Origin of the sequence: Paraburkholderia lebeckiae (assembly GCF_014201005.1) — a bacterium.
Classification (GTDB): Bacteria; Pseudomonadota; Gammaproteobacteria; order Burkholderiales; family Burkholderiaceae; genus Paraburkholderia; species Paraburkholderia tuberum.
Genome location: NZ_JACHDK010000003.1, coordinates 160346 through 186586, shown reverse-complemented (window position 1 = coordinate 186586; position 26241 = coordinate 160346). Strand labels below are relative to the sequence as shown.

General features: G+C 63.5%; 23 protein-coding genes and 1 pseudogene. 16 read left to right on the top strand and 8 right to left on the bottom strand.

Features of this window, described 5'->3' with window-relative positions; translation table 11 throughout:
* The first annotated feature begins 133 nt into the window (after positions 1 to 133).
* Genes HDG39_RS07365 through HDG39_RS07355 form a run of 3 tightly spaced genes read left to right on the top strand, consistent with a single transcriptional unit; the run spans position 134 to position 5253 of the window.
* Positions 134 to 1420 (top strand): MFS transporter, encoded by a 1287-nt coding sequence (locus tag HDG39_RS07365; protein WP_184004480.1) that lies wholly within the window; start codon positions 134 to 136, stop codon positions 1418 to 1420.
* A gap of 3 nt (positions 1421 to 1423) precedes the next feature.
* Positions 1424 to 2173 (top strand): 2-keto-4-pentenoate hydratase, encoded by a 750-nt coding sequence (locus HDG39_RS07360; RefSeq protein WP_184004478.1) that lies wholly within the window; start codon positions 1424 to 1426, stop codon positions 2171 to 2173.
* A gap of 47 nt (positions 2174 to 2220) precedes the next feature.
* Positions 2221 to 5253, top strand: a complete 3033-nt coding sequence (locus HDG39_RS07355; protein ID WP_184004476.1) for an FAD-binding and (Fe-S)-binding domain-containing protein — start codon at positions 2221 to 2223, stop codon at positions 5251 to 5253.
* Between the two features lie 38 nt (positions 5254 to 5291).
* Here HDG39_RS07355 and HDG39_RS07350 read toward each other — a convergent pair whose 3' ends face one another.
* Positions 5292 to 6167: a helix-turn-helix domain-containing protein gene (locus HDG39_RS07350; protein ID WP_184004475.1), complete on the bottom strand. Its 876-nt coding sequence runs from the start codon at positions 6165 to 6167 to the stop codon at positions 5292 to 5294.
* Between the two features lie 234 nt (positions 6168 to 6401).
* On the opposite strand from HDG39_RS07350, the gene HDG39_RS07345 reads away from it, so the two are divergent.
* From HDG39_RS07345 to HDG39_RS07335, 3 genes are all read left to right on the top strand, one after another.
* On the top strand, positions 6402 to 7304 hold the full coding sequence (locus HDG39_RS07345) for a DMT family transporter (RefSeq protein WP_184004473.1): 903 nt from the start codon (positions 6402 to 6404) through the stop codon (positions 7302 to 7304).
* A gap of 400 nt (positions 7305 to 7704) precedes the next feature.
* Positions 7705 to 9750 carry an NHL repeat-containing protein gene (locus tag HDG39_RS07340; protein ID WP_260327573.1) on the top strand — a complete coding sequence of 682 codons (2046 nt, stop codon included), beginning with the start codon at positions 7705 to 7707 and terminating at the stop codon, positions 9748 to 9750.
* A 94-nt stretch (positions 9751 to 9844) separates the two neighbouring features.
* The gene (locus HDG39_RS07335) at positions 9845 to 10102 is read left to right on the top strand and encodes a hypothetical protein (RefSeq protein WP_018424067.1); all 258 of its coding nucleotides are present in this window, start codon (positions 9845 to 9847) and stop codon (positions 10100 to 10102) included.
* A gap of 107 nt (positions 10103 to 10209) precedes the next feature.
* Here HDG39_RS07335 and HDG39_RS07330 read toward each other — a convergent pair whose 3' ends face one another.
* From HDG39_RS07330 to HDG39_RS07315, 4 genes are all read right to left on the bottom strand, one after another.
* Positions 10210 to 11940 carry an FAD-dependent oxidoreductase gene (locus tag HDG39_RS07330; protein ID WP_184004463.1) on the bottom strand — a complete coding sequence of 577 codons (1731 nt, stop codon included), beginning with the start codon at positions 11938 to 11940 and terminating at the stop codon, positions 10210 to 10212.
* 117 nt (positions 11941 to 12057) lie between these two features.
* A complete protein-coding gene (locus HDG39_RS07325) occupies positions 12058 to 13050 on the bottom strand; it encodes a DedA family protein/thiosulfate sulfurtransferase GlpE (RefSeq protein WP_184004461.1) in 993 nt (330 codons plus the stop codon).
* A 388-nt stretch (positions 13051 to 13438) separates the two neighbouring features.
* Positions 13439 to 13690, bottom strand: a complete 252-nt coding sequence (locus HDG39_RS07320; RefSeq protein ID WP_008921056.1) for a hypothetical protein — start codon at positions 13688 to 13690, stop codon at positions 13439 to 13441.
* A gap of 457 nt (positions 13691 to 14147) precedes the next feature.
* Complete coding sequence (locus tag HDG39_RS07315) at positions 14148 to 15548, bottom strand: GntP family permease (protein WP_018424071.1); 1401 nt, start codon at positions 15546 to 15548, stop codon at positions 14148 to 14150.
* A gap of 328 nt (positions 15549 to 15876) precedes the next feature.
* Between HDG39_RS07315 and HDG39_RS07310 the strand changes: the two genes are divergently transcribed.
* From HDG39_RS07310 to HDG39_RS07290, 5 genes are all read left to right on the top strand, one after another.
* The gene (locus HDG39_RS07310) at positions 15877 to 17343 is read left to right on the top strand and encodes a sigma-54 interaction domain-containing protein (RefSeq protein ID WP_184004459.1); all 1467 of its coding nucleotides are present in this window, start codon (positions 15877 to 15879) and stop codon (positions 17341 to 17343) included.
* 99 nt (positions 17344 to 17442) lie between these two features.
* Entirely contained in the window at positions 17443 to 17706 is a 264-nt protein-coding gene (locus HDG39_RS07305) for a hypothetical protein (RefSeq protein ID WP_184004457.1), read from the top strand.
* Positions 17707 to 18245: 539 nt separating this feature from the next.
* Entirely contained in the window at positions 18246 to 18449 is a 204-nt protein-coding gene (locus HDG39_RS07300) for a hypothetical protein (RefSeq protein WP_084754379.1), read from the top strand.
* A 143-nt stretch (positions 18450 to 18592) separates the two neighbouring features.
* Positions 18593 to 19792 carry a serine hydrolase domain-containing protein gene (locus tag HDG39_RS07295; protein WP_184004455.1) on the top strand — a complete coding sequence of 400 codons (1200 nt, stop codon included), beginning with the start codon at positions 18593 to 18595 and terminating at the stop codon, positions 19790 to 19792.
* A 125-nt stretch (positions 19793 to 19917) separates the two neighbouring features.
* A complete protein-coding gene (locus HDG39_RS07290) occupies positions 19918 to 20217 on the top strand; it encodes an H-NS histone family protein (RefSeq protein WP_018424077.1) in 300 nt (99 codons plus the stop codon).
* Positions 20218 to 20420: 203 nt separating this feature from the next.
* Here the strand turns inward: HDG39_RS07290 and HDG39_RS07285 are convergent, their stop codons facing one another.
* On the bottom strand, positions 20421 to 20672 hold the full coding sequence (locus HDG39_RS07285; protein ID WP_184004454.1) for a hypothetical protein: 252 nt from the start codon (positions 20670 to 20672) through the stop codon (positions 20421 to 20423).
* Between the two features lie 297 nt (positions 20673 to 20969).
* Between HDG39_RS07285 and HDG39_RS07280 the strand changes: the two genes are divergently transcribed.
* Positions 20970 to 22571: a peptide chain release factor 3 gene (locus tag HDG39_RS07280; RefSeq protein WP_184004453.1), complete on the top strand. Its 1602-nt coding sequence runs from the start codon at positions 20970 to 20972 to the stop codon at positions 22569 to 22571.
* 481 nt (positions 22572 to 23052) lie between these two features.
* On the opposite strand, the gene HDG39_RS07275 is transcribed toward HDG39_RS07280, so the two are convergent.
* Positions 23053 to 23289 (bottom strand): hypothetical protein, encoded by a 237-nt coding sequence (locus HDG39_RS07275; protein WP_184004451.1) that lies wholly within the window; start codon positions 23287 to 23289, stop codon positions 23053 to 23055.
* A 407-nt stretch (positions 23290 to 23696) separates the two neighbouring features.
* Here HDG39_RS07275 and HDG39_RS07270 point away from each other — a divergent pair, with 407 nt between their 5' ends.
* The 4 genes and pseudogenes from HDG39_RS07270 to HDG39_RS07255 all read left to right on the top strand — a co-directional run bounded on the left by HDG39_RS07270 (position 23697) and on the right by HDG39_RS07255 (position 25656).
* On the top strand, positions 23697 to 24425 hold the full coding sequence (locus HDG39_RS07270) for a hypothetical protein (protein ID WP_184004449.1): 729 nt from the start codon (positions 23697 to 23699) through the stop codon (positions 24423 to 24425).
* On the top strand, positions 24406 to 24714 hold the full coding sequence (locus HDG39_RS07265) for a phosphatase PAP2 family protein (protein WP_260327572.1): 309 nt from the start codon (positions 24406 to 24408) through the stop codon (positions 24712 to 24714). Before HDG39_RS07270 ends, HDG39_RS07265 begins: the two co-directional genes overlap by 20 nt.
* Before the next feature lie 119 nt (positions 24715 to 24833).
* A complete protein-coding gene (locus tag HDG39_RS07260; RefSeq protein ID WP_184004447.1) occupies positions 24834 to 25031 on the top strand; it encodes a heavy-metal-associated domain-containing protein in 198 nt (65 codons plus the stop codon).
* Positions 25032 to 25255: 224 nt separating this feature from the next.
* Positions 25256 to 25656 (top strand): annotated as a pseudogene (locus tag HDG39_RS07255) (DUF305 domain-containing protein).
* A 163-nt stretch (positions 25657 to 25819) separates the two neighbouring features.
* Here HDG39_RS07255 and HDG39_RS34920 read toward each other — a convergent pair.
* Positions 25820 to 26104 (bottom strand): hypothetical protein, encoded by a 285-nt coding sequence (locus HDG39_RS34920; RefSeq protein WP_260327571.1) that lies wholly within the window; start codon positions 26102 to 26104, stop codon positions 25820 to 25822.
* Positions 26105 to 26241: the final 137 nt, after the last annotated feature.

Sequence of the window (26241 nt, the reverse complement as noted above, 5' to 3'; positions counted from 1 at the left end):
CCCTCATCGAGCCGCGCGCAGAACGCGGCCAGAACAACATGCAATGCGTCCATAGCGGCTCTCGCGGCCGACGGGCGACGGACGCAGCGCGCCACTTCAGGCGCGCCGTCGACATATGCCATGGAGAGCGACGATGAAGCGGTTTCGTTTGACCAGTGCGACCAGTATCGTTCTAGTGATGCTCTGCATCATGTACTTCATCACGTACCTCGATCGCGTAAACGTCAGCACCGCGGCCGCGGGTTTCGGCAAGGAATTCAATCTCACGCATACGCAGGTCGGGCTCGTGTTCTCGGCCTTCGCATATCCGTATCTGGTGTTTCAGGTGATCGGCGGCTGGGTCAGCGATCGCTTCGGCGCGCGACGCACGCTGCTGTTCTGTGGCGCCATCTGGGGTCTCGCGACGGTGTTCACGGGCTTCGCGGGCGGGCTCGCTTCGTTGCTCGCCGCGCGGCTCGTGCTCGGTTTCGGAGAAGGCGCGACGTTCCCGGCTGCAACGTCGGCGATGTCGCGCTGGGTCGCGAAGGAAAAGCGCGGCTTCGCGCAGGGCATCACGCACGCGGCGTCGCGAGTCGGCAATGCGGTCGCGCCGGCGCTCATCGTGATCGTGATGACCAACTGGGGCTGGCGTGAATCGTTCTTTATCTGCGGCGGGCTAAGTCTGGTGTGGGTGGTCATGTGGGCGCTCACGTTCACCGAGCATCCGAAAGATCATCCGCGCATCACGGCCGAGGAACTCGCGGTGCTGCCCACGCCGAAGCCGAAGGTCTCCGGCCTGCCGTGGGGCAAGCTGTTTCGCCGCATGACGCCGGTCACGATCGTCTACTTCTGCTACGGCTGGACGCTGTGGCTGTTCCTGAGCTGGATTCCGCTGTACTTCCTGCATAACCAACATCTGGAATTGAAGAAGTCGGCGATCTTCGCGTCGGTCGTGTTCTTCGCGGGCGTGATTGGCGACACGCTCGGCGGCATCGTCACCGATTCGATCTTCAAGCGCACCGGCAGCCTCAAACGCGCGCGCAGCTGGATGGTGTCGGTGTGCATGCTGTTCTGCCTGCTGTCGCTGATTCCTCTGATGTTCACGCACGACCTGACGCTGTCGATTGCCTGTCTCGCGTCGGGCTTCTTCTTCGCCGAGATGACGATCGGCCCGATGTGGGCGATCCCGATGGATATCGCGCCGGAATTCGCCGGCACCGCGAGCGGCATGATGAACACGGGCTCGGCGCTCGCCGCGATCATCTCGCCGGTGATGGGCGGCTTTCTGATCGACCACTTTGGCAACTGGGATCTGCCGTTCCTGGGCAGCATGTTGCTGATGGGCATCGGCGTCGTGCTCGCGTTCCGCATGCAGCCGGAGAGCCGCTTCGAAGTTGGCGCGTCGGAGAAGGCGCACGTTTCCACCCGGATGGGCGTGTAACACATGACTTCATCATTGAGTCAGCTGCTTGCCGATGCGCGTCGCAATCGCACGGTGCTCGATACGTTGCCGCCGGAGCTGCTTCCTTCCGATGCCGACGCGGCCTACGCAATCCAGCACGAAATCTTGAGCGCGTGCGGCGCGCGAATCGGCGGCTGGAAGATCGGCGCGAAATCGGCGAGCGGACCGATTCAAGGCGCGCCATTGCCCGACACCGATCTGCACGCCGACGGCGCGCGTCTGTCGCGCGAAGGCTTCGCGCCGCTCGGTCTCGAACTCGAAGTCGCGTTCCGTTTCGGCCAGCGTTTCGAGCCGTCCACGAAACCGTACCGCGAGGACGAAGTGCTCGGTAGCATCGGCTCGATCGGCGCGACCATCGAGATCGTCGCGAGCCGCCATGCCGCGTGGCCTGCCATCGACAAACTCGCGCAGCTCGCGGACCTGCAGAATCATGGCGCGCTAATCGTCGGTGAATTCACACGGTATCGCGAGGATTTTCCGTTCGTCGCGCCGTCGCTGCGCTTCGCGTTCAACGGAGGCAATGTCGTCGAAACGACGCCCGCGAATCCTGCCGGCGATCCGCGGCGGCTGTTGACGTGGCTCGTCAATCACGCGAGTTCGCGCGGCATTGCGGTGACGCCGGAGATGGTGATCACCGCCGGTTCGTACACCGGCATGTTCTTTCCGCGCGAGGCGGGCACCGTGAGCGGACGTATCGAAGGACTCGCGCCGGTGCATCTGACGCTGTACTAGGTAATTCGAGCCGTGCGGTTCAGGCGCGCTCCTCACAGGCCGACGAAATGACGAATCCCACTGCGGGCTTGCTCGTCAAGCCGATCCATCTGGTCCCCTCCGCCGCGCGCGCAACGAGTCCGCTCGCGCAGCATCTGCGCAAAGCGCTGCGCGGCGACGTGCTGTTCGATCTCGCCAGCCGCGGCCGCTACGCGACCGATGCGTCGATCTATCAGATCACGCCGGTCGGCGTCGTGGTGCCGCGCGATCAGGACGACCTGCGCATCGCGCTCGAGATCGCGCGCAGCGAGAAAGTACCGCTGCTCGCGCGCGGCGCGGGCACGAGCCAGTGCGGGCAGACGGTCGGCGAAGCGCTGGTGGTCGATACGAGCAAGTGGCTCAACAACATCGTCGCGTTCGATGCCGACGCGCGCACCGTGACGGTCGAACCCGGCGTCGTGCTCGATCATCTCAACGCGTGGCTGAAACCGCATGGACTGTGGTTCCCGGTGGATGTATCGACGGCTGCCCAGTGCACGATCGGCGGCATGGCCGGCAACAACTCATGCGGCTCGCGCTCGATGGAATACGGCAACATGGTGCACAACGTCGACGCGATCGACGCGATTCTCGCCGACGGCAGCGAAGCGCGCTTCGCGTCGCTGCGCGAGCCGCCGCAAGGCGAGCGCTTGCAGCAGATCGTCGCGGGCGTCACGCGGATCGCGCAGCGCGAGCGTGACGAAATCGTCGCGCGCGTGCCGAAGGTGCTGCGCCGCGTCGCGGGCTACAACATCGATCTGTTCGACTGCCAGAATCCGCGCGCCTATACCGATGACGGCAGCGCGAACCTCGCGCACCTGCTGGTCGGCTCGGAAGGCACACTCGCATTCAGCCGACAGATCACGCTGAAGCTCGCGCCGCTGCCCGCGCACAAGGCGCTTGGCGTGGTCAACTTCCCGACCTTCCGGCAGTCGATGGCGCTCACGCAGCACATCGTCAAGCTGAAGCCGGTCGCTGTCGAACTCGTCGATCGCACGATGATCGATCTCGCGTTGAGCAATCCCGCGTTTCGTCCGGTGATCGAGAAGGCGCTGGTCGGCGACCCGCAGGCGATTCTGCTCGTCGAGTTCGCGGGCGAGGATCGCGACGCGCAGCTCGCGTCGCTGAAGCAGCTCACGGAGTTGATGGGCGAGTTGGGCCTGCCCGATGCGGTCGTCGAGATGCCGGACGCAAATGCGCAAAAAGCGCTGTGGGAAGTGCGCAAGGCTGGTCTCAACATCATGATGAGCATGAAGGGCGACGGCAAGCCAGTGTCCTTCATCGAAGATTGCGCGGTGCCGCTCGAACATCTGGCCGACTACACGAGCCGGCTGACCGACGTGTTTCATCGCCACGGCACCGAAGGCACGTGGTACGCGCATGCGAGCGTCGGCACGCTGCACGTGCGGCCGATTCTCGACATGCGCCGCGACGGCGCGACGAAAATGCGCGCGATCGCCGAGGAAGCAGCTGCGCTCGTGCGCGAGTACAAGGGCGCGTATTCCGGCGAGCATGGCGACGGGCTATGCCGTGGCGAATGGGTTGCGTGGCAATATGGGCCTCGGCTCAACGAGGCGTTCAGCGAGATCAAGGCGTTGTTCGATCCGGACAACCGCTTCAATCCCGACAAGATCGTGCGTCCGCCGAAGATGGACGACGCGCGCAATTTCCGCTTTGCGCCGGGCTATCGCGAACAGCGCATCGAAACGGCGCTCGACTGGTCGACGTGGAACGTGAAGCGCGACCCGCTGACGGGAGAAGAAAGCGCGCCGGGCAGCGGCGACGATCTGAGCGGCGGCCTCGCGAAAGCGGTCGAGATGTGCAACAACAACGGCCACTGTCGCAAGTTCGACGCGGGCACGATGTGCCCGAGCTATCGCGTGACGAAGGACGAGCAACATTTGACGCGCGGGCGGGCCAACACGTTGCGGCTCGCGATTTCGGGGCAGCTCGGCGAAAGCGGGCTCGCGAGCGATGACGTGAAGGAAACGCTCGACCTGTGCGTATCGTGCAAGGGCTGCAAGCGCGATTGCCCGACCGGCGTCGATATGGCGAAGTTCAAGATCGAGGCGCGGGCGGCGCGTGTCAAGACGCATGGGGTGCGGCTGCGCGACAGGCTCGTCGCGTTCATGCCGCGCTATGCGGGCGCGGCGAGCCGCATGCCGAGGCTGCTGGCGCTCGCGGACAACGTGCCGGTGCTGTCGGCGTGGTTCAAGCGCTCGGTCGGATTCGCGACCGAGCGGAGTTTGCCGCGGTTCAAGAAGGCGTTTCTGGCCGACGCGGTGTCCGCAAAGCCTGCACGCAACGCTGCGCAGGCGTGCGCGCTGAAAGAAGTCCTGCTGTTCGTCGATACCTTCAACAACCACCTCGAGCCCGACAACGCGCGCGCCGCGCAACAGGTGCTCGAAGCGGCGGGCTACACGGTCCACTTCAATGCACGCCCGGGAGAGCGTCCCGTGTGTTGCGGCCGCACGTTTCTCGCGGCGGGTCTCGTCGACGAAGCGAAAGAGGAAGCGCGGCGCATGCTCGAGCTGTTCAGGCCGTTCGTCGAACGTGGCGTGCCGGTGGTGGGGTTGGAGCCATCGTGTCTGCTGTCGTTGCGCGATGAATTTCTGCAGTACGGTTTCGGCGAAGAGGCGCAGCGCCTCGCGCAGCACGCGTTTCTATTCGAGGAATTTCTCGTGCGCGAAGAAAAGGCCGGACGATTGCAGCTCCAATTGAAGCCGCTGCCGATGCAGCAGGCACTCGTGCACGGCCACTGCCATCAGAAGGCGTTTGACGCATTCACGCCGGTGCAGACCGTGCTGAAGTGGATTCCCGAGTTGAAGGTATCTACGGTCGAATCGTCGTGCTGCGGCATGGCCGGCAGCTTCGGCTATGAAGCGGAGCACTACGCGAGCTCGCAGGCGATGGCCGAGCTGGCGCTGCTACCCGCGGTGCGCAAGCTGGACGCGGCCACGGTGATGGTCGCCGACGGCACTAGCTGCCGGCATCAGATTCACGACGGCGCGGGCGTCGACGCGATCCACGTCGCGCGCGTGCTGGCGATGGCGCTGCGATGACAAGGAGCTAACCGCAAAGCGAAACTCGAACGCGAATCTCAAACACCGATAGCCTGCCGGAACCCACTCGGCGTCACCCCTATTGCCTCGCGAAACCGGTGACTAAAGTGACTCGCGTTCGCATAGCCACACTGCCCGGCGATCTGCGCGAGCGGCAACGTCGTCGTGCGCAGCAGCGTGCGCGCGCGATCGAGCCGCTGCCGCGCGACCCAGGCGGCGGGCGGCAACCCGAACGACTCGCGAAACATCCGCGCAAGATGAAACTCCGATAGCGCCGCGACACCCGACAGCTCCCCGAGCGTCAACGGCTGCGCGAGATGACTGTCGATATAGTCGCGCAGGCGGCGCCGCGTCGCGGCCGACAGCCCGCCTTTCAGCGCCACGTTCGCGCGCCGTACGCCTTGGCCGCGCAATAGCAGGCTCAGCACTTCGTGCGCGGTCTCGTTGGTGCGCAGCAGACCGTCTGGACTTTCCCACTCCTCGTTGACGAGCGACTGACACAGACTCGCAATGCGCGGGTCCTCGAAATAGGTGCGATCGGCGAGCGTCAGTTCGCGCGGTTCGCGGTCGAGCTCCTGCACCGCGCGTCGCGTGAAGTGTTCGGGCAGGAAGTACAGATGCATGAAGTGCATGTGGCCGCGCACCCACCAGCGCGATTCGTGATCGCCGGGCAGTGCGCACAGCCGCGACGGCGCGCCGTAGTGGCCCGGCATTTTCTGGCGCTCGGTGCGATAGCCGCCGTCCAGGTAGCACGACAGCGTGTGATGGCCGGGCCGTTCGTAGACGGTCTCGTCCTCCTTCGTGTCGCGAGTCCATAGCGCGATCGCGAGTCCGTCGCCGAGCCACGCGAAGCGGTCCAGATGCGCGTTCGCACTGGCGAGCGTGTGACAGACCGACTGCAGGCCAAAAGGCATGCCGGCGGTGGATATCACGGGGACGGACGGGGTGGGGTTCACGGCGGCGCGCGGAGGTTTCGGTGTAGGGTGCTGGTTGAGCGGGCAGTATACGGCGGGGTCCCGTCTGCCTGCGCATCGGCGCGAAAAAGTGCGCAATTTTGGACAATTGCGATCGGCGGCGCGGTTGCATAGTCGGGCTTTCTTCCATGCTGCACGTCATCGCAGTCCGTCATTGCAGTCTGAGGCCCGACCATGAATCTCCTCCTTTATGCCATCACCGTGCTGATCTGGGGCACCACGTGGATCGCAATCAAATGGCAACTCGGCGCGGTGCCGCCACCGGTATCGATTGCGTGGCGTTTCTGGATCGCCGCGCTGCTGATGTTCGCACTGGCGCGCATCATGCGCCGTCCGATCTGGCCGCCGCGCGACGCCTGGCGCTACCTCGCCGCGCAGGGTCTCGCGCTGTTCTGCCTGAATTTCCTGTGCTTCTACTACGCCGAACAGCTCGTGCCGAGCGGGCTCGTCGCGGTGGTGTTCTCGACCGCGCCACTGCTGAACTCGATTAACGGGCGGCTGTTCATGGGCCGGCCTCTGCAGCCGAGCGCGATTGCAGGTGCGTTGCTCGGGCTCGTCGGCATTGTCTGCCTGTTCGTGCAGCAGATGGCCGGGCATCTCAGCGACCACACCGCATGGCTCGGGCTCGGCGTCGCGTTTCTCGGCACGCTGTGCTTCTCGGCCGGCAACCTGCTGTCGAGTCGCATGCAGTCGATGGGCCTGCATCCGTTCGCGACCAACAGCTGGGCGATGCTGATCGGCGCTGCCGTCCTGACGCTCGGTAGTCTGTTCGCCGGCTATTCGTTCGCGGTGGAACCGTCGGCGCGCTATCTCGGTGCACTCGCGTATCTCGCGGTGTTCGGCTCGGTGATAGGCTTTACGGCGTACTTGATGCTCGTCGGCCGTATGGGCCCGGAGCGGGCCGCCTATTGCACGGTATTGTTTCCGATCGTCGCGCTCGCGGCATCGACGCTGTTCGAGGGATATCGGTGGTCAGCGCTCGCGGTGGTCGGTCTAATGCTCGTGGTGGCCGGCAATCTGGTGGCGTTCGATCTGACGCGGCGGATTTTCGAGCGTCGCCGGGGGGCGCGGACATGATGAGCGTCTCGCTCAAGCTGAGGATTTACAGAAGCAGAAAAAGCGACTGAATCTCTGATCGGTGAGTCTTTACGGGAACCGGTATTTACCAGTTTCGTGGAGGAAAGATTTTGTCTGAAACATGATTCTATGCAAATGGAATGAATTCGATGAATCGGCATTCAATAATCATTTTTCATCAATAAATTTACCATTTTTATGTGAGAGGATAAAAGGCACGAATCTGATGTGCGCGTCTCGCGCCTAGCAAGGACTGACTGCCGTGAAGCCTTTCTCCCGCCTTGGCTTGGCCGTGGTATTAATCCACAGCCTGTTCTCGCCGAATGTTTCCGCACAATCCCAATTGAATTACACGACCTCATGGATCGGTAATAGTTTCGGATTCGGCGACGGAAAATGGATGCAGCAGGATATTCAGGCCATTAGCGTCGGCGCCAATGGCACCGTTTATACGAATGCGCCGTGGGACGAAAGCGGCAGTGAAATCACCGCCTATCGCGCGGGCGATAAGCTCGCGGTGGCCGGATCGACGCACGGCTGGGGTGCGGCCGGCGGCGACGCGGTGGCCGTCAACCAGACGTACCTCTATGCGGCGATGTCGATCGGCAACGAGAACAGTGCGCTGGTCGGCGCCGACTATCCGCCGGCCAATCAGACCTGGTACGGCATCACGCGACGCACGCTTGCGAATCTCGCGACCGGCGCGCCGTTTTCCGGCGGCATCGGCAATAGCGCGAACGCGACGAAGAACAGTTTCGTCGCGGTCGATACGGTGAAGACTGGCACCGACGCGAGCATTCGCGGCCTCGCCGCAACCGACAGCGAGCTCTACGTGGCCGACACCTACGGCAACCGGATCGCCGTGTACGACGCGCAGTCCATGCAGCCGCTGCGTTCGTGGAGCGTCGCGTCGCCGGCCCGCATCGCGATCGACACCGACTCGACGCTGTGGATCATCAGCGGCTTCGGCACGGGCAATCTGAGCATCCTGCACTACCGCGCCGACGGCACCGCGCTCGCCGGGCCATTGACGCTGCCCGCCGGCACCGTGCCGCGCGACCTCACAGTGACGCCATCCGGCCAACTGCTGGTCGCCGACAATGGCGTTTCGCAGCAGATCCTCGTGTTCAACAAGGGCGCGGGCGGCCAGATGCAGGCGGGCACGTCGATCGGCACGCGCAACGGCATTTTCCACCCGATGCGCGGCGTGCCCGGCGATACGCGTTTCAACGGCATCACCGGCATCGGCGTCGACGCGGCCGGCAATCTGTACATCGCGCAAAACGGCGAGGGACCGCGCGCACCCGGCTCGGCATCCGTAGGGCAGGGCGCAGTGCTGGAGAGCTACGTGTACGGCAGGCGCGTGCTCAACTGGCGGCTCTACGGTCTGAGCTTCGTCGATAGCGGCGCGTTCGACCCGGCCACGCCCGCTTCCATCTACACGGGCTCGAAGCGCTTCACGCTCGATTACAGGCAGCCGGTCGGCCTGGAATGGTCGTATGCGGCGTTCACGCTCGATCGCTTCGACTACCCCGACGATCCCGCCTTTCACGAGCCGCGCGGCGTGCGTGGCGAACCGATGGTGCGCAGATTCGATGGCCAGCGCTTTCTCTATACGCTCGATCCGGGCGCGCACTATCTGAACGTCTATCGCTTCGATGCCGCGCATGGCGAGATCGCGATACCGTCGGGGATGCTCGCGCAGAATCCGCTGCCCGGCGCATGGCCCGCCGCGCAACCGACGTACGGCGAATGGCTGTGGCGCGACAGCAATGGCAATGGTGCCGTCGACGCGAGCGAGATCAGCGGCAATCCGTCGACCGGCAGCACGGTCGGCGACGGCTTCTGGTGGGTCGACGAACCCGGCAACGTGTGGCTTGCCACACCATTGAGCGGCGTGCGCGAGATGCCGCTGCAAGGTCTCGACTCCGCCGGCAATCCGATCTACACGTACGCGAGTGCGAAGATGTTCGCGATGCCCGCGCCATTCACGCGGCTCGCGCGGCTCGTCTACGTCGCATCGACCGACACGATGTATCTGTCCGGTTTCACGAGCGCGATTCCGTGGGACTCGACGCACTGGAAGGAAGCGGGCCCGGTGCTTGCGCGCTATGACAACTGGAGCAGCGGCACACCGACCCTGGTGTACACGGTCTCGCTGCCGTGGAATACGCAAAGCGATCCGCAGACCACCACGGTCGGCGTCGCGGTGGCGGGCAACTATATCTTCGTTGCCGAGCTGTACACCGATCGCATCGACGTCTACGACGCGCGCAACGGCACGGCGGTCGGTTACATGACGCCGGGCGCGAGCGTCGGCGGCACGAGCGGCTGGGTCGACGTGTATCTCGGCATCAGCGCGGTGCGGCGCGATAACGGCGAGTACGTGGTGCTGGTCGAAGACGACGCGCGCGCGAAGCTGCTGATGTATCGCTGGACGCCTTGACGTGGATCGCTGTCGCGCCGAACACGAATAGACGGCGGCGCACGATCGGTATATAACAACTTTACCAATGCACTCAATGGAGCGATGTTCGATCATGACGCAAGACGTTTCTCCCAAGCCGCCCTCCGACGATCGTCCCGAGATCGAGCAGCTCGACGCGGCGCTCAGTCACGTCGATCAGCAGGTGTCGTCAGGCGGCATTGCGTCGGGCGCCGCGAAAGGCATTGTGTACAGCCTGATCGAAACGCTCGGCGCGCTGGTCGGCGATCCCGACCTGCCGGAGCACGCGCGTTCGGGTTACGAAGGACTGCTGGAAGCCGCGCGCGAGTTGCGCGCGAAGTTGGACCGCTGAGTGGACCGCTGAACGCGCGGGTCCGCTCCGGCGCAGCCATCGTGCCGTCTGTTATACAAAAGCGCACTGTGTAACTCACCGTGCGCTTTTTTCATGCTCTTTGAGGCTCATGCCCCGAGCGCCACCTCTTCACCGCTCGTCTGCGCCAGCAACTGGTGAATCTGCGCGACCACGGCCGCGCCTTCTCCGACCGCCGCGGCCACGCGTTTCGTCGACCCGGCACGCGCATCGCCGATCGCATAGACGCCTTCGACCGTGGTCCCGAGATCGCACGCGGTGGCCGAGCCATCCGCGCTGATGCCGGTCAGCACGAAGCCTTTCGCGTCGAGCTGCACGCCGCAGGTACGCAGCCATTCAGTGTTCGGGTCCGCGCCGGTGAACAGAAACAGATGCCGGGTGTCGAAGTGATCGACGCCGCCGGGCAGCGGCCGCTTCAGCGCGACCGACACGAGCCCGTCCTCATCGCCTTCGAGCCGGCCGACTTCCGAATTCGGATGCACGAACACGTTCGGCAGCGAGCGGATGCGGTCGATCAGATAGCGCGACATCGTCGCCTCGAAACCGCTGCGGCGGATCAGTACGTGAACCTTGGCCGCGTGCGTCGCCAGATAGACGATCGCCTGGCCGGCCGAATTGCCGCCGCCAACCAGCACGACCTCCTGGCGCTTGCACAGCTTCGCCTCGACCGGCGACGCCCAGTAGTAGACGCCGCGTCCGTCGAAGCGCTCGAGCCCGTCGAGCGCCGGGCGCCGGTACACGGCGCCGCTCGCGATCACGATCGCCTGCGCGCTGATGTGGCCGCCGCATTTCAGCTCGAGCCGATACGGCGACTGCCCGCAATGCAGCGCTTTCACGTTGACTGGGATCGCAACGTGCGCGCCGAACTTCTGCGCCTGCACGAACGCGCGGCCGGCGAGCGCCTGGCCCGAGATGCCGGTCGGAAAGCCGAGGTAGTTTTCGATGCGCGAGCTCGCGCCCGCCTGGCCGCCCGGCGCGCGGCTGTCGAGCACGATCACCGAAAGCCCTTCGGAGGCCGCGTACACCGCGGCGGCAAGTCCCGCCGGCCCCGCGCCGACGATCGCGACGTCGTACACGTACGTGTCGTCGAGATCGGGCAGCATACCTAAGCGAGTGGCAAGCTCCGGCATGCTCGGATGACGCAGCACCGAGCCGTCCGGGCAGATCACGAGCGGCAGATCCTCGCGCTGCGCGGCGAACTGCTCGATCAGACGCAGCGCGTCTTCGTCGCGTTCGTCGATCACCGAATGCGGATGACCGTTGCGCGACAGGAAGCCTTGCAGCGTCACGAGCCGTGCGTCGCTGCTATTGCCGATCAGGATTGGCCCGCCCGCGCCCTTTTCGATCAGCGCCACGCGCCGCAGAATCAGCGCGCGCATGATGCGCTCGCCGAGTTCCGCTTCGGCGACGATCAGCGCGCGCAGGCGCTCGGGCGGAATCAGCAGCGCTTCGACGGGGCCGATCGCGAGGCCGTTCACCAGCGAGGGCTTGCCCGACAACTGCCCGACCTCGGCCAGGAAATGCCCGGCGCCGCGCTCGCTGATCACGTGCTCGCGGCCGATGCCGTCACGCTGATAGACCTTCACGCGCCCTTCGAGCAGCACGAACATGCCGGGGCCGGTGTGACCGGTCTCGAACAGCAGCTCGCCGGACTTCCAGTGACCGATCTCGCCGAAGCGGCGCAGCCGGTCGATCTCGGCGCAACTGAGCTCCGGAAACATCTGGTGCATGCGCGTCGATAGCGACGAAAACGGCGCGTCGGCGACGACCCCCTGCTGTCCTTCCACCTCTTGAGTCGAAACGTCCTGAGTCGAAAGCATCGAACCGCTCCTTCGATATTCATTGCACGATTGAACGCGAGGCAACGCGATGCGCGCTCCACGCCGGGACGAGCCGTGCCGCGCGCGTCAGGCGGACGCTGCCGCCGCTAATTCCAGCTAGACGGCTTTGGGCGCGATGTGGTCGACCGCGACTTCCGGCGGCGGCATCTCGGGCAGCGAGTCGACAGGCTTGCCCGAGTCGCGCCAGGCTTCCATGCCGCCGCGCAGCGGCAGCACGTCGGAGAAGCCGGCTTCGTTGAGCTGCTTGGCCATCCATGCCGCGGAAATCTCGTTCGGGCAGGAGCAGTAGATCACGAGCTTCTGATCGCGCGCATAGGTGGCGACGATGTCGTCGAGTTGCCGTTCATCGGCGAATTGCGCGCCGGGGATCACGAACGGATCGAGCTTGCGCTTCTCCTCTGAACGGATGTCGAACAAGACCGGCGCCCGGTCAGCCGCGAACAGCTTCGCGAGTTCGTCGACCTCGATGCGCGCGGACGCGAGCTTCGCGATCAACTGACGGCGCCGGATCCACCGGTACGCCGCGTACAGCACCAGCAACGCGACGACGACGAGCGCCGCCGTGCGCCCGAGCCGCCCGGCGATCGCGAACAGCATGTCGATCTGCCGCGCGAACAGCGCGCCGATGATCAGCCCGGTGCCGGACCACAGCGCGGCGCCGACGCCGTCATAGGTGAGGAAGGTGCGGTAGCGCGTGCGCATCGCGCCGGCCATCGGGATCGACACGATCGACAGCCCCGGCACGAACTTCGCGACCGCGAGCACGCGCACGCCCCAGCGGCCGAAGAAGCGCTCGGTCTTTTTCACGCAGGTGTCACGCGACAGCGACAGCCGGCAGATCGTCTTCAGCGTATTGCCGCCGTAGATGCGGCCCGCGACGTACCACGCGCTGTCGCCGATCAGCGTCGCGAAGATCGACAGCACGAGGACCGGCAGCAGTTGCGTGCCGACCGAGCCGGGGTGCATCGCGGCCATCGCGCCGAACAGCACGAGCGACGGCATGGCCGGCACCGGCAGCCCGAGCGCGGCGGCCAGCACATTGAGGAAGACGAGCGCCGGTCCATATTGCGCGACGAGGTCATGTAGCATCGGTTTAACATCCGCGGCCCTTGCGGGCGCAGCGTGGTAAGGAATGCACAGGGGAATTCAACGATTATGGACGTATTTTCGAGACGTGCAACCGGCCCGTCATCTGGCTGCGATCGGGCCGGCATGCGTGGCCGCATGTCCCGAGGCACAAGCGTGGCAACCGCTTGTGACAAGGTGCTGAAGGCTGGGTAAGCGTGCTCGACGAGACGCGCGAAAGCGCTTGCAAAAACCCGTAGGAACGCGGGGATTGACGGCGTGAGCGGAACAAACGGAAGCACGGCGACGCGCGCCCAATGCGAATAATCCCGCGCTGACGCGTCGAAGTGCGACGCAACCGGCGCGAGAGGCTGACGAGTCACGCGACGGTCACCCCCGCCGCGCGCCTGCTTTACTGACGATGATTGTGCTGCTCGCCCGGCAACTCGGCGCCATGCGCGCGGATCGCGGCGATCAGCTCCGCAGGCGTGATTTCGTAGCGCACTTCGCGATGTATGCCCGGCTTGCGCTCATCGACCTCGATCAGCAGGATGCCTTTGCCGTCTTCGGTCGATTCGAGGCGCAGCGAGCGAAGTTCGCGCGCCGTTGCGTCGTCGTATTCGGTGAGCAGGGCCATTGACCCGGAGGACCCGGTGATGCGCATCGAAGTTGTCCTTGTTGCGTTGGTGATGGAACCATTGTACGGGGCGGACGGCATGCCGTCTGCCGCGTCCTCGTGCCGTGTTGCGTCTGCCTCTGTCTCGCCGGGGTTTTAGTCGAGTGTGACGCTGTCGCTAGCGGATTCGCGGTTGCGGAGCGAGCAACCAGTTTAACGCGACTCCTCGTCGCGACGGATGCATTTTTCATGCCCCACCGTGGCGCGACGTGCGTTCGGATTTTGTCATGCGGGTGACGCGGGGGCGGGCTAGGAAGCGTTGGGCGCGCGCAAAAAAATAGCCCGTCCGGACAGGGACGGGCCGTTAAACGCCGTTGTTACTCGGGTCAGCCTGCCCTTGCAACATTGGGCGCTGACGACTCCATCCTGGTGCTTCGTTGGCGGGCTGTCGAGGTGGGAGTAATGCGGATCTATCAGATCAAAGTACTGTTTTCCGGTTCGGCGTTCACACGAGGCCGGTCGCGTAATACACCGCGATCACGAAGAACACCGCGAGCGTCTTGATCACGGTGACCGCGAAGATGTCGCGATACGACTGCCGGTGCGTGAGACCCGTCACGGCGAGTAGCGTGATCACCGCGCCGTTGTGCGGTAGCGTATCCATGCCGCCGCTCGCCATCGCGACTACGCGATGCAGTACTTCGAGCGGAATATGCGCGGCTTCCGCACCCTTGATGAACGTATCCGACATCGCGGCGAGCGCAATGCTCATACCGCCCGATGCCGAGCCCGTGATGCCCGCCAGCGTGCTCACCGACACCGCGGCGTTGACGAGCGGATTCGGAATGCTTTTCAGCGCATTGCTGACGACGAGAAAGCCCGGCAGCGCCGCGATCACACCGCCGAAGCCATATTCCGACGCGGTGTTGAGCGACGCCAGCAGCGCGCCCGCCACTGCCGCCTTGGTGCCCACCGCGAAGCGCTGGCTGACGCGACTGAACGCCGTCACGACGACCATCACGATGCCGAGCAGCAGCGCGCCCAGCACGGCCCAAATTCCCACGAGAGCCTTGACGCTCGTTTCGACCGGTGCATGCAGCCCCGGCAGGATGTCCGGGGTGACTGTGAAGGACGGGCCGTACCAGGTCGGAATCCAGCGCGTCAGCAGGAAGTTCGCGACGCCGACCATGACGAGCGGCGCGACCGCCAGCAGCGGATGCGGCAGCTGCTTCGACTCGACGCGCTCCGGCTCGTTGACGAGGTCGGTGCCGTAACCCTCGCCGGTCGCCATCGCGGCGCGGCGGCGCCATTCCAGATACGACAGACCGACCACGATGATGAACAGCGAGCCGAGCACGCCGAGCGTCGGCGCGGCCCACGAGGTGGTCTTGAAGAACGTCGTCGGGATGATGTTCTGGATCTGCGGCGTGCCGGGCAGCGAGTCCATCGTGAACGAGAACGCGCCGAGCGCGATCGCGCCGGGCATCAGCCGCTTCGGAATGTTGCTCTGGCGATACAGCTCGGCCGCGAACGGATAGACCGCGAACACGACGACGAACAGCGACACGCCGCCGTAGGTGAGCAGCGCGCACACCGCGACGATCACCGCGTTCGCGCGCGAGCGGCCGATATAGCGGATCGCGGCCGCGACGATGGACTCCGAGAAGCCCGACAGCTCGATCACCTTGCCGAAGACGGCGCCGAGCAGAAACACCGGGAAGTACAGCTTTACGAAGCCGACCATCTTGTCCATGAAGATGCTCGTGAAGACCGGCGCGACGGCGGCGGGCTCGGTGAGCAGGACGGCGGCGAGCGCCGCGATGGGCGCGAACAGGATCACGCTGTAGCCGCGATACGCAGCAAACATCAGAAACGCCAGCGCGGCGATAACGATGAGAAAGGTCATTGAGTCTCCATAGCCTGTTTGTTCTACATGTTTGCCGTCCTGATCAAGCGACGGGGCGGCGCGGTCGGAACGCAGGTTCCATGCCATGCCTGTCGCTTTGCTGCCGGCGCGCCGTGGCGCATGGCGCGGCCGCGCAGCGGCGGGCCGAGGCATCGTTGGCGGATTGTACCCAAGCGTCTCCGAAACGGGACTTCTACCCGGTGAAGATCACCTGAAACCAGGGTAAGTCATTATGCATAAGGCTTGTCGTGTGTCTCATTTTGGAGATAAATTCGTCCACAGATTGAGATCGATGCCATCAAAAACGATAAGCGGAGACAACGACAGCATGATGACCGACTGGACGGGCCTGCCCGCCACCTATGACGAGGTGCTTCGTCGGGCGATGGATTCGCTGTTTCGCACGTTCGAAAACTTCAGCGAAGGCACCTTCATCGTCGATGGGCAGGCGCGCGTCGTATGGATCAACAAGCGGTATGCGGCGCGCTTCGGCTTTGCCGACCCGCAGCAGGCGATCGGCCGCGATTGCGAAGCGGTGATTCCAAACAGTCTGATGCGCGAGGTCGTCAACACCGGCAAGCCGATCCTGCTCGACATCATGGAGACCGATCGCGAGCCGCTCGTCGTCACGCGCCTGCCGCTCAAGGACGATGCCGGCGTGACGATCGGTGCGGTCGGCTTCGCGCTGTTCGACGAGCTGAAAGCGCTGTCGCCCCTTTTTTCGCAGTACTCGCGGTTGCAACAGGAACTGATCGCGACGCGCCAGTCGCTTGCGCAGGCGCGCCGCGCGCGCTATACGTTCGGCAGCTTCGTCGGCACGAGCGCGGTGTCGCTCGAAGTGAAGCGCCAGGCGCGGCGCGCGGCGCAACTCGAAGCGCCGGTGCTGCTGCTGGGTGAAACCGGCACCGGCAAGGAGCTGCTCGCGCATGCGATTCACGGCGGCTCGGCGCGCGCGCACAAGCCGCTCGTCAGCGTCAACGTCGCGGCGATTCCCGAAACGCTGCTCGAAGTCGAGTTCTTCGGCGCCGCACCCGGTGCGTACACGGGCGCGGATCGCAAGGGGCGGGTCGGCAAGTTCGAGCTCGCCAACGGCGGCACGCTGTTTCTCGACGAGATCGGCGACATGCCGCTGCCGTTGCAGGGCAAGCTGCTGCGCGTGCTGCAGGACAAGGAATTCGAGCCGCTCGGCTCGAATCGGATCGTGCGCGCGGATGTGCGGATCATCGCGGCGACATCGGCCGATCTGCCCGCGCTCGTCGCGGCCGGGCGTTTTCGCGCGGATCTGTTCTACCGGCTCAACGTGCTGACGATCCATGCGCCGGCGCTGCGCGAGCGTCCGTCCGACATCGAGGCGCTTGCCTACGCGATGCTCGAGGATCTGGCCGCGCAGGCAGGCGGCGGCAGCCACTTCGAATTGCACGACGACGCGTTGCGCGTGCTGTGCGCGTACGACTGGCCCGGCAACGTGCGCGAACTGCGCAACACATTGGAGCGCGCCGTGATGCTGTCCGACAGCGAGCGCATCGACGCGCGCGTGCTCGCGCCGTTCATCGGCTCGGGGCAGGGCGGCGCGATGGCACCGGCGCGGACCCCGTCTGTCGCGGCCGCCAGCGTGGACGTGGCCGCCACCGCCGAACCCACCGCGTGGAGCGACGCGATGGCCGCGTTCGAAAAGCGCTTTCTCTGCGACGCGTTGCGCGCGAACGGCGGCCGCGTCATTGACACTGCGAAACAGATCGGCATGGGCCGCGCGACGCTGTACAAGAAGATCGCCGCGCACGGCATCGACGTTTGACTCGCCGCGCCCGGCCAGCCGCGCCGCGCCAACTGACGCAGCACGAGAGCAGCGTGGCACAATCGCGAGATCGAAAAACAAGACGTGACCGGGGTCTCCATGAAATGCCTTTCCTTCTTCGCGCGCCGCTCGAGCGGCATACTGGCCGTCGCCGCGATCGTCGCGCTTGGCGGTTGCAGCAGCAGTGCGCCGCTGTTTCTGCCGGACGGCCGTGCGACCACGCTCGTGCAATGCCCGGTCGGTTCCGACTCGTGCTCGCAACAGGCGGCCGCCAGTTGCAATGGCGCGTTCGACGTCGTGCGCCAGTCGAGCGAGGGCGGCACGTTGAGCCTGATCTACGCCTGCCGCGCGACCGCGAAGTAAGCACCTGATGCCGTGCCGGTGCAATGCCGGCGCGCGCGGCTGGCCGATCCGTTGGCGGCCTTCGGTTTTTTTCACCTGTTCCCGGTTATTCCCTGCCGATTCCCGATACGCTCGCGGACCATGCTCGTGTCATTCCCGTCACCACATGGCCGTCATAAATTCATGCGCCTAATGTGTGCCCGATAAGCGGTTAGCATGCGAATTGGGATAAGTAAGCCGCATGCGGCATTTTTACAACGTTGAGTCACCGCGCAGCGATTATCCTTTGCGCCCGGACCACGATTTATCTTTACCTTCGGGGCGTCGAACGAAGTCAGTGCGCCAGGCAACGGAACGTGAAATTTGACAGCAGTATTCTTTTTTAAACCGTTGGGGATTTAACCCCGGCGAGCAGAAATTGCCGGTTTTTTCCGACACAGGAGAAGTTCAGGAAGGTTTTTCGCTACTGGCGGGCATTACGTTGGCCGCGCGGGCCAACGCGGCTTCATGCTTTCGATTTTTTTGCTTCAACACTAATTCAATAAAATCCGGGGAAAGCAATGAATCATCAGCAACTCGAAAAAGACATCGAACATCTCGAGCACATAATTTCTCATATTTCCGCAGAAGACCGTATTCCTTTGTCTTACTGGCGTAACCGCCTTCAGCACGTTTCCGGCGCGGTTCTCGTGCCGGCGCAGGCAACCCGTGTCAAACGCCTCGATGCCGCGCTTTGCGCGTTGGAAAAACGGCAGAAAGCCTAATGTCGTCATTGTGTCCGCCAATCGGGATCGGCAGTTAGGAAAGCCGTCGTGTGCGCATTCGCCGGAGAGGTTTTATCGTTCGGTTTGATCGCCCAAAGCGACCGGGGCGCGCGCACGGTTTCTTTTACCGACACAGGATGAACATGCAGATAGCAGGACTTGCCGCGACCCGGCTCGCGACGCTGACCAACGCGATGCAGGGCTACGTGGAGCGGGGCGAAGTGGCGGGGGTGGTGTCGCTCGTATGGCGGCGTGGCGAAATCGGCTACTTCGAATCGGCGGGCCTACGCGACGAAGCCGCGCAATTGCCGATGGAGCGCGACACGCTGTTTCGCATCGCGTCGATGACGAAGCCGGTGACGAGCGCCGCGATCATGATGCTGATCGAGGAAGATCGCCTCGCGCTCGATGCGCCCATCTCGCGGTGGCTGCCCGAGCTTGCGGCGCCGCGCGTGCTGCGTGACCCGACCGGCCCGCTCGACCAGACCGATCCGGTACGCGCGCCGATTACGGTGCTCGACCTGCTCACGCATCGCGCGGGCTTCGCGTATGACTTCACGGCAACGGGTCCGCTCGCCGAAGCCTACGCAGCCGCGTTCAACGGCTTCGAGGCGAGCGGCGGCAACAGCGCGTGCCTTGCGCGCATCGCCGCGTTGCCGCTGATGTTTCAGCCCGGCTCGCGCTGGCACTACGGCGTGGCGACCGACGTGCTCGGCGTGCTGATAGAACGCGTGAGCGGCATGACTCTTGGGGAGTTTTTCCGCACGCGCATTTTCGCGCCTCTCGGCATGCGCGACACCGCGTTCTGGGTGCCCGACGCACAGCTTGCGCGCCTCGCCACCGCATACAACATCGATCCCGGCTCGCGGCGACGTGTGGTCGAGGATCATGCGGCGGCGAGCCGCTGGGCCAATCCGCAACGCTTTCAGAGCGGCGGCGGCGGGTTGGTCTCGACCGCCGAGGATTATCTGCAATTCGCGCAACTGCTGCTCGGGCGCGGCCGCGTCGGCGACACACGGCTGCTGTCGCATCGCTCGGTCGACCTGATGCGCAGCAATTTCCTGAGCCGCGAGCAGCGCCGCCTGCCTGCCTTCGGTCACGTGATCTGGGCGGGGCAAGGCTTCGGTCTCGGCCTGTCGATCGTCGATGATCCGGCGCAGCAATTGCCTCTCGGCTACCGCTCGCTCGGCTCGTTCGGTTGGCCCGGCGCGTACGGCACGAGCTGGTTCGCCGATCCGGTCGAGAACATGGTCGGCCTGATGCTGATCCAGCGCCGCTCGATCGACCCCTTCCCGATGGCCGCCGACTTCGAACGCCGCGTCTACGATGCGATCGATGATTGAGCGCGGCCGCCGCGCATGCGCTCGGCCGCGCGATTCACTATCCTGTGATTTATTCGTCTGATAGTGTCCGCCAACCATCCATCGCGATTTATCGCAGTGCGTTCAACCGAGGGGGGAACACCGGCATGGCCTCTTACAAACAGCTGACTGCGCAACTCGAAAAACTCCACAAGGAAGTCGCAGCCGCGCGCGAGAAAGAAGTTTCGCAAGCTATCGCCGATATCAAGCAGAAGATTGCCGAATACGACCTGACCGCCGAAGAACTGGGCTTGACGAGCGCCTCGCCGAAGCCGCGCCGCAAGTCGTCGACGACGTCGGTCGCCAAGTACCGCAATCCGAAGACCGGCGAAACCTGGAGCGGCCGTGGGCGCTCGCCGGCCTGGCTCGTCGGGAAAAATCGCGAGCGGTTTCTGATCGAAGGTTGAGCTTCGTCGTAGACGCCGATGCGTCCGGGTTCTCTGAAGTGATGCGTGGTTTGATCCGTATCGCACCGTTGCAAAGGTCCCGAAAACGCTCACCTTTGCGTGACGCCTGACCGTACACAGCGATATTCACCGATGCATTCGAACCACGCGGGATGCTTCGGTGAGCCAGGCTTTGTCGCGCGACGCACCTCCGCGGGTGCGAATCACCATCGTGCCGCACCGCTCCGCGCCGCTCGTCGAAAACCCGCGACAGCCTTTTCTGGCGGGCGTTTCAAGGCGTCGAGCCGGAACCTGTTGGTAGCGGTGCAAAGCTTTATCGCCGTTTTGCCGCGCGTCGCGTTGGTGACACCCGCGCCCTGGCAGGTGCGTGCATGCGCTTCGCGATCCTCACCTTTGACCGCAAATCGATATTCGCCGCCGCAAGTCCCGAAAACGCTCACCTTTGCCAGAAGCATGCGCGGTGCGCCGACGCCCGCGCCGTCGCCCCGCCCGGCGGCTGGGCCCTTTCGCCCGGCCGTCGCGCCAGACGTGTATCATTCGCACCTTGCGCCGTTTTTGCGCCAGCGATTCCCGCATTGTCGAACGCTGGGTCGTGACCCGTTCGCCACCCGTTTTCGGACGCGGCGCGAGCGCCGGCCGATCCGGGCCCGCGCCCGATTCTCGCAGCTCGACGCCGCCGCGCCACGCGCGGCATACCGGCCGCCCACGGCGCCGGGAACCGCCTGAACCCCTTTCCGTGACCGCCAGACCCGATGTCAGTCTCCGAACTCAAACGCCGCCGCACGTTCGCGGTCATTTCCCACCCGGACGCGGGTAAAACCACGCTCACCGAAAAACTGCTGCTGTTCTCGGGCGCGATCCAGATCGCCGGTACCGTGAAGGGCCGCAAGAGCAACCGCTACGCGACGTCCGACTGGATGGAAATCGAAAAGCAACGCGGCATTTCGGTCGCGAGCTCGGTGATGCAGTTCGAGTACGGCGATTGCGTGATCAATCTGCTCGACACGCCGGGCCACGAAGACTTCTCCGAGGACACCTACCGTGTGCTGACCGCGGTCGACGCCGCCGTGATGGTGATCGACGGCGCGAACGGCGTCGAAGCGCAGACGCTGAAGCTGCTGGAAGTCTGCCGCAGCCGCAAGACGCCGATCGTCACGTTCATCAACAAGCTCGACCGCGAAGTGCGCGAGCCGCTCGAACTGCTCGACGAGATCGAGCAGCACCTCGGCGTGGCGGCGGTGCCTTTCACATGGCCGATCGGCATGGGCAAAGATTTTCAGGGCGTCTACGACGTCCAGCGCGATCAGGTGCGCGTGTTCCGCGCCGGTCAGGACACGGCCGGCGGCGCGGTCGAAACGCTGCAGGCGCTGAGCAATGAGGAAGGCGAGCGTCGTTTCGGCCACGCGTGGGTGCGTGCGAAGGAAGAAATCGATCTGATCTGCGGCGCGACGCCCGAGTTCGACCGTGAGCAGTTCCTCGCCGGCCAGCAGTCGCCGGTGCTGTTCGGTTCGGCGATCAACAACTTCGGCGTGAAGGAGATTCTCGACGCGCTGGTCGACCTCGCGCCGCCGCCGTCGATGCGAATGACCGTGCAGCGTCCGGTGCAGCCGGAAGAGTCGAAGTTCACCGGCGTCGTGTTCAAGGTGCAGGCGAACATGGACCTCGCGCACCGCGACCGCGTCGCGTTCATCCGCGTGTGCTCGGGACGTTTCGAGCGCGGCATGGCGGTGAAGGTCACGCGCTCGAACAAGACGTTCCGCGCGAACAACGTGGTCACGTTCCTGTCGCAGCGTCGCGAGACGGTGAGCGAGGCGTATCCGGGCGACATCATCGGTATTCCGAACCATGGCACGCTGAGTCTCGGCGATACGCTGACCGAAGGCGAGCAGCTGCAGTTCGTCGGCCTGCCGTTCTTCGCTCCGGAAATTTTTCAGACCGTCGAAGTGGTCGATCCGATGCGCGCCAAGCAGCTCGGCGAAGCGCTGAGGCAGCTCGGCGAAGAAGGCGCGATCCAGGTGTTCCGTCCCGAAGCGGGCGGTCTGATGATTCTCGGCGCGGTCGGGCAGTTGCAGTTCGAAGTGGTGTCGCACCGTCTGTCGACGGAATACAAGGTCGACGTGCGCATGGCGCCGGCGCGTTACCGCCTGTCGCGCTGGGTGACCTGCGACGATCCGGGCGAGCTGCGCCGCTTCACCGACTCGTACTCGGCGCGAATCGCGCTCGATGCGTCCGATGCGCCGACCTATCTGGCCTCGCACGTGTCGGAGATCGAAGTCGCGCAGAAGGCGTGGCCGAAGATCGTGTTCAACGAGTTGCGCGAGCACTCGGGGGCGCCGTTCAGAAAGGCGATGTAAAACCACGAGTGTGTTTTTTAATAAAGTTCTCATTCTTGAAATAAGATCTTCATTCTTGAAATAAAGTTTTCATGTGATGGTCCGGTGCGGTCCGGGCCGTCCACAAGCAGCCTCAATTGCGGGAATGAATATCGAGACAAGATGAGGCGCCGGAAACACGGAACTTTCCGTCTCTGCCGTCGCGTCACTGCGAATGTCGACAAGACCTGGAATCTGGCGAAGTCGGTGACGGTGGAGTCCGCAGTCGGTCGCCCGTCACACAGGTGTGCTCAACGAAAATAGAAGCGTTTACAGGTAAACGCTTCTAGCCGTTTTCGCCCGGCCATTTCGATACAGCCTTGTTTAAACAGCGTAAACGCTTCTTATTGCAAGGTTGAGAATTGGCCGGTCCGGCGGATGAATTTCGGAAAAAGCCGACCGGAATGATGCACACGAGGGCGCGCCGTCACTTCCATCCCCGACCGTACCTCTGAGCACCTATCTAACGCATCGAGCCTGCAATCAACCACTCCACAGCCCCGGTCGGATAGTCCTCCGGCCACTCCCTTGCCAGCAAATCCACCGCTTCCCGCATCCGCAGCGCCCACTCGTCGTCGCTCGCACCCAAGCTCCCCGCCGTCATTGATGCCAAGAGCGATTTCGCGCAAGCCATCCTGTCGAGCGCGCGTCGCAAGCGTTCGCGCATCTCGTCCTGCAGGCCAAGTTCTCGCGTGACCAATCCGACGTCGGTCGCAGCGTCTGATAGCAGAAGCTCGAAGAGCTCTCCAAGGGGCGGTTTCTCGATATTGCCGACCGCAACTCATTGTTTGCTAAACGCGGGCTGCACGGGCGTTTTATTCTTGTCTGCAGGGTTGCCTAGTCGCGCACCTATCCGCCCCGCCCGGTGAAACTGGTAGTGTGGACTCGCACTGCAGCTTGGTTGGACTCCCGGTCTTCGATTGCCGTCGAGGACCACTACGCCTTGGGGACAATGCGCAGTAGGAGGCTCCTCTGTCGAGCATTCGACATATATCCGATGTACTTGATAACGCCCTGAAATCTCGGATAGACTTCGCTTCTGTTTGCTAAACGAAAGCTTAAAAGAGCCACTGCTGGCAAGAACCAAGCGAACATCCGGGGAAAATCATGCGCGCAAAAATCCGCACGGCGCTCGTCGCCGCAAGTCTTATTACACTGTTCGCTGGCTGCAGCCAGCCGACCGAAACCGTAATTCCTTCCGACACGACAAGCTGGGATACCAAGCTTGCACCGAGCATGCAAAAGCTCAGTGAAGAAGACCGCAAGCTCGCCGCGGGCTACCTTGTGCGAGTAAAGATGAGTGAGGTCTTTGGAGCTAAGGGCGGTATCCCGATTGGAATGACGCTCGGTCAGGCAATCGAAGAGCAGCGGAAATGGATTGCGGCGCAGAAAGAAAAAGAAGCTGAAGAAGCGGCGCTGAAAGAGAAGCTCCAGAAGCAGCGAGAGGAAGCGTTGGCGCGCATCAATCAGGCGGTCACGGTCACTCTGCTGGAGAAAGGCGAACGGTTTAAAGATTACCAGGTCGGGCGCTTCAGTGACCAGCAGACTTTTCGAATCGGTGTCAAGAACAAGTCTGAGAAAGCCCTTGCCGGTGTCTCCGGTGACCTTGTATTCATTGACGTCTTCGACAAGGAGGTCGGTCGGGTCAGCTTCAAGATTGCCGAAACCATTGCGCCGGGACAGGACTACGTGTGGCAAGGGACTCGCGACTACAACGAATTCATCTCCGAGCAGAAAGCCGTGTGGAATTTGGAAGAGGGCAAGTACAAGACCAGATTCGAGCCGGATACGCTCGTCTATGCGGATGGCACAAAGCTTGTCGGGGAAACGCAGTAATCCCACCGTTGCACGGCTTCGCATTGCGATTGCAACGAGCCTGTTCATTCTCCTCATCTCCTTCTCACGCCTTTATCTGGGCGTGCACTGGTTTTCAGATGTTCTCGCTGGAATCAGTTTCGGTGTGGCGTGGATAGCAACGGCGGCCGTGCTTCATTACGTTGGAGACGAAAATCAGAAGGATGCTACTTCGCTCGGTGTGGCGTCCTTCGTCACGTTTACCATCAGTGCGACAGTACACATCATCATGCAGCACGGTGGCGACATGATTCGCCCCGCCCCGGGGTAGCTTGACGGGCACCACCTGCAAGCGGCAGCTGAAAGCGAAAGTAGGCGCTTCGCGACTGCTTGACCTTCCCGCCGTGGGAAGCTTCAGGATGTGGGTTCCGGTTTGCCCAGGAGGTAAAAATGAAATTCGAAGTTCTGGATATGTCATGCGGCGGGTGTGCTAACGCTATTACGAGCGCGGTCAATGGCATTGACCCGGCAGCGAGGCTGAACATCGACGTGAATGCAAAGCTCGTGACAGTCGATTCGACGCTTGTGCCCGACCGTGTGCTCGCGGCAATTGAAGCTGCAGGGTTTCACCCCACTGTCAAAGCCTAAATGCATCGTGTCGTCCATGAGAGCCGAGTCGTGATTCGGGACGTCATGTCGTGGGGCTGTCCGCATTGTCCTTATGGCGCCGCGTTTCGAACCTGCGCCTTTGGATCAATGCGAGTGAGGCCCGACGTCCGAATGACGGCACCGCCAATAGCTACAAATGCTGACAAGAGCGTTTTTTGCTATCACCGTTACCCCGGGGTGACGTTTAATCAAGAAAATTCAAGATGCAAAGCTCAACCGCCCTTCGTGCCGCGTCCGTTTTCGCCTGCATGACGTTGGCTATCGCTGCTCTTCCCGCGAACGCTCAGCAGAGTGCGTCGATGCCTGGGATGAATATGCTCAGTTCGGCAGATACCGGGTCGAGCCCGTTGACAGCGGTGTTCAAGGAGGCTGGCGAGCGCATGATGAAAGTATGAGTTCCCCTCCGCACACTGGAGATGCCGATAAGGATTTCGTGTCACACGTGATTCCCCATCACCAGGGCGCCATCGAGATGGCCGAGGTGGAACTGATGAAGTACGACAAGGACCCTGAGTTGAAGCGACTGGCCAGGAACATCATCAACGCCCAGCACGACGAAATCGGCTTTATGCAGAGATGGCAGGCGAAACACGGCGGCAAGTAACTGCCTGCGTCAATGTGGGTGAGCGCCCCGATACGGACGCAACGCGAATCCGGCTAGGGCTACGCCACTTACCGGGCTGCGAGAAATGGCTCGTGTCGGGGAAGAGTCGCGCTCGGTCCCGTCTGCGACCAATCACACGCTATCGAAGGCCAGCAGCGGCAAATCAGTCGTCGTCCTCGTGACGATGGTGTTCCCATCCACGGTGCCGGCCGTGGTCATGCCATCGGCGCTCGTCGCGGTAACCGCCTTCATAGCCGTATCCGTAGCCATAGACTGGAGCCGGCGCGTAGACCACCGGGGGCGGCGCCTCGTACACGACCGGAGGTGGGGCGACATAGACGGGACCAGGAACGCCCAGAAAAACTCCGATGTTCGCGTGCGCGAATGCCGCGCTGGACGCACAGGCGGTGGAAATTCCCACTGCGAGAAAAAGGGTAGCGCGCTTCATGGAGTTCTCCTGTCCGGCCCCGCTCTGGCGGATGCCAGACAACGACGAACGACGCAGATTGTAGTGGTACCAAGCCGCAGCAGGTACAGCCGGATTGTCAATTCTGTAACCGGCAGTAACCGTAAAGGTCCCGCCGG

What these genes read in the sequence shown, in the direction of transcription:
- HDG39_RS07365 (WP_184004480.1), top strand. Translation starts at nt 134, where the DNA reads ATGAAGCGGTTTCGTTTGACCAGTGCGACCAGTATCGTTCTAGTGATG.
- HDG39_RS07360 (WP_184004478.1), top strand. Translation starts at nt 1,424, where the DNA reads ATGACTTCATCATTGAGTCAGCTGCTTGCCGATGCGCGTCGCAATCGC.
- HDG39_RS07355 (WP_184004476.1), top strand. Translation starts at nt 2,221, where the DNA reads ATGACGAATCCCACTGCGGGCTTGCTCGTCAAGCCGATCCATCTGGTC.
- HDG39_RS07350 (WP_184004475.1), bottom strand. Translation starts at nt 6,167, where the DNA reads ATGCCTTTTGGCCTGCAGTCGGTCTGTCACACGCTCGCCAGTGCGAAC.
- HDG39_RS07345 (WP_184004473.1), top strand. Translation starts at nt 6,402, where the DNA reads ATGAATCTCCTCCTTTATGCCATCACCGTGCTGATCTGGGGCACCACG.
- HDG39_RS07340 (WP_260327573.1), top strand. Translation starts at nt 7,705, where the DNA reads ATGCAGCAGGATATTCAGGCCATTAGCGTCGGCGCCAATGGCACCGTT.
- HDG39_RS07335 (WP_018424067.1), top strand. Translation starts at nt 9,845, where the DNA reads ATGACGCAAGACGTTTCTCCCAAGCCGCCCTCCGACGATCGTCCCGAG.
- HDG39_RS07330 (WP_184004463.1), bottom strand. Translation starts at nt 11,940, where the DNA reads ATGCTTTCGACTCAGGACGTTTCGACTCAAGAGGTGGAAGGACAGCAG.
- HDG39_RS07325 (WP_184004461.1), bottom strand. Translation starts at nt 13,050, where the DNA reads ATGCTACATGACCTCGTCGCGCAATATGGACCGGCGCTCGTCTTCCTC.
- HDG39_RS07320 (WP_008921056.1), bottom strand. Translation starts at nt 13,690, where the DNA reads ATGCGCATCACCGGGTCCTCCGGGTCAATGGCCCTGCTCACCGAATAC.
- HDG39_RS07315 (WP_018424071.1), bottom strand. Translation starts at nt 15,548, where the DNA reads ATGACCTTTCTCATCGTTATCGCCGCGCTGGCGTTTCTGATGTTTGCT.
- HDG39_RS07310 (WP_184004459.1), top strand. Translation starts at nt 15,877, where the DNA reads ATGATGACCGACTGGACGGGCCTGCCCGCCACCTATGACGAGGTGCTT.
- HDG39_RS07305 (WP_184004457.1), top strand. Translation starts at nt 17,443, where the DNA reads ATGAAATGCCTTTCCTTCTTCGCGCGCCGCTCGAGCGGCATACTGGCC.
- HDG39_RS07300 (WP_084754379.1), top strand. Translation starts at nt 18,246, where the DNA reads ATGAATCATCAGCAACTCGAAAAAGACATCGAACATCTCGAGCACATA.
- HDG39_RS07295 (WP_184004455.1), top strand. Translation starts at nt 18,593, where the DNA reads ATGCAGATAGCAGGACTTGCCGCGACCCGGCTCGCGACGCTGACCAAC.
- HDG39_RS07290 (WP_018424077.1), top strand. Translation starts at nt 19,918, where the DNA reads ATGGCCTCTTACAAACAGCTGACTGCGCAACTCGAAAAACTCCACAAG.
- HDG39_RS07285 (WP_184004454.1), bottom strand. Translation starts at nt 20,672, where the DNA reads ATGCTTCTGGCAAAGGTGAGCGTTTTCGGGACTTGCGGCGGCGAATAT.
- HDG39_RS07280 (WP_184004453.1), top strand. Translation starts at nt 20,970, where the DNA reads ATGTCAGTCTCCGAACTCAAACGCCGCCGCACGTTCGCGGTCATTTCC.
- HDG39_RS07270 (WP_184004449.1), top strand. Translation starts at nt 23,697, where the DNA reads ATGCGCGCAAAAATCCGCACGGCGCTCGTCGCCGCAAGTCTTATTACA.
- HDG39_RS07260 (WP_184004447.1), top strand. Translation starts at nt 24,834, where the DNA reads ATGAAATTCGAAGTTCTGGATATGTCATGCGGCGGGTGTGCTAACGCT.
- HDG39_RS34920 (WP_260327571.1), bottom strand. Translation starts at nt 26,104, where the DNA reads ATGAAGCGCGCTACCCTTTTTCTCGCAGTGGGAATTTCCACCGCCTGT.